This is a genomic window from Kitasatospora cystarginea (assembly GCF_039533515.1).
Classification (GTDB): Bacteria; Actinomycetota; Actinomycetes; order Streptomycetales; family Streptomycetaceae; genus Kitasatospora; species Kitasatospora cystarginea.
The window spans coordinates 1-1553 of sequence record NZ_BAAATR010000158.1; the positions used below are offsets into that span (position 1 = coordinate 1).

The window sequence follows — 1553 nt, forward strand, 5'->3', positions numbered from 1 at the left end:
CGTCCCAGCGCTGCCGACCCGGAATGACCGAGCGCGGACGCACTTCCACATCCACGGCGCGATACCCGGCTGCGGCACCCAGCAGAGATGACATGTGTACGATCACCTGTTTGCAGAGGTCGCAAAAACCGCCACGGGCACGACGGATTACTGCGACAGATCGGAAATTCTCGAGGTCGGGACTACTTGCTTTTCTAGCGCACTACCGGCCACCGCGTGGGCGCATTTCCCATGGAAGGAATGCGCGCCCACACGGAGAACCCTCAACCGGTCGACAGGATCCGGGAACTCGCACAACAGCCGGCACAGAGACGATCCGGACTGTCACCCCGGCCTGCCTCAGAGCGTCTTTCCGGAACCCGCGGTCGCGCGAATCTTGGCAGCCGCCCGGACATCGCTCTCGGAGCGGCCGGCGGCGGGCTCACCCCTCCCGCTGTCGGAGGCACCGCCGGTAGCGCTCCTCGCGCTGTCGGCGCCATGAGGCATCATGTCTCCCGCGGCGATCTGAGCCGCCACCATCTCGGCGGCCACCTCGGCCGCGAGGTCGTGAATGTTCTCTCCGGCCTCGTGGGCCGCCTTCTTCACCTCCATCGCGAGACCGACGGACGTCTTGACGACGCCTCGCATCAGCGGCTTGAGAAGACGCTTGGCCAGTGGTGCGACGATCAGGCCGACCAGGAAGGGCGGTACGACGGGCGGCATGGTTCTCCATCCTCTCAACACATACGTACGACAGGCGCTCCGGCCACTGGGGACACCGGAACAGCGCACAGCTAGGCGGACGGAAGCACCCACTCCGGAATTCAGGATCCGCGTCACGCCGAACAGACCGGGACACTTCCCGCGCAGAGCTGAGAATTTCGCTCCCCGGGAAATATTCCCAGAACTATTCGACGGACGGTTCGCATATCCGGAGGGTCCACACATCCGATGCTCCCGCATTGCGAGACCCAGCGCCCGCTGATCGACACGCTAGTCGATTCATGTCGGTCCGGACCAAACCAGATCCACCTGTTTCACCCATGCGAGTGCTCTTCAACCCGCCAGGAGGAACGGTCCTCACCAACAGTGACACTCACTCCGCCACAACCATCTCATGCTATTTTCCGAGACCATTAGCCATTGCCACGGTTGCGATGTCTCCGCTTCCCGCAGCCCCGCCAGGGCAGGGCTGCGGGAAGCGTGGTCGCGGCCGGGGAAGCCGCCGTCCGCCATCCGCTCGCCGCGGCGCCGGCGCCCGAGGCGACAGGCGCCGGATCCGCCGCGATCGAACCGGAACGCGTCACGGATCGCGCTCGGCAAACCGGCCTTCACTCTGATCAGCCGCCGGAGGAGAGACGACACCGCCGCGACGGGACAGCGGAGAGACGCCACGAAGACCGCAGGTGAAATGCCGGCTCGGCACCCGTCGCTCACACACGGTCACGCAACGCGGAATCAGCTCGCCGTCGCCCGCCTAGGCAGTGTCCTGGCGATCAGTTGAGTCGTTGATATGACTATGGGGTGTAGGAGTGATCTGACGGATGCCCAGTGGGAGCGCCTGGCGCCGCTTC

1 protein-coding gene is annotated in these 1553 nt (G+C 65.2%); it reads right to left on the reverse strand.

Translation table 11 applies throughout. The annotated features are described in order from the left end of the window. Positions 1 to 339: 339 nt before the first annotated feature. The gene (locus ABD369_RS40545; RefSeq protein WP_344641652.1) at positions 340 to 702 is read right to left on the reverse strand and encodes a DUF5132 domain-containing protein; all 363 of its coding nucleotides are present in this window, start codon (positions 700 to 702) and stop codon (positions 340 to 342) included. Between the last annotated feature and the right edge of the window lie 851 nt (positions 703 to 1553).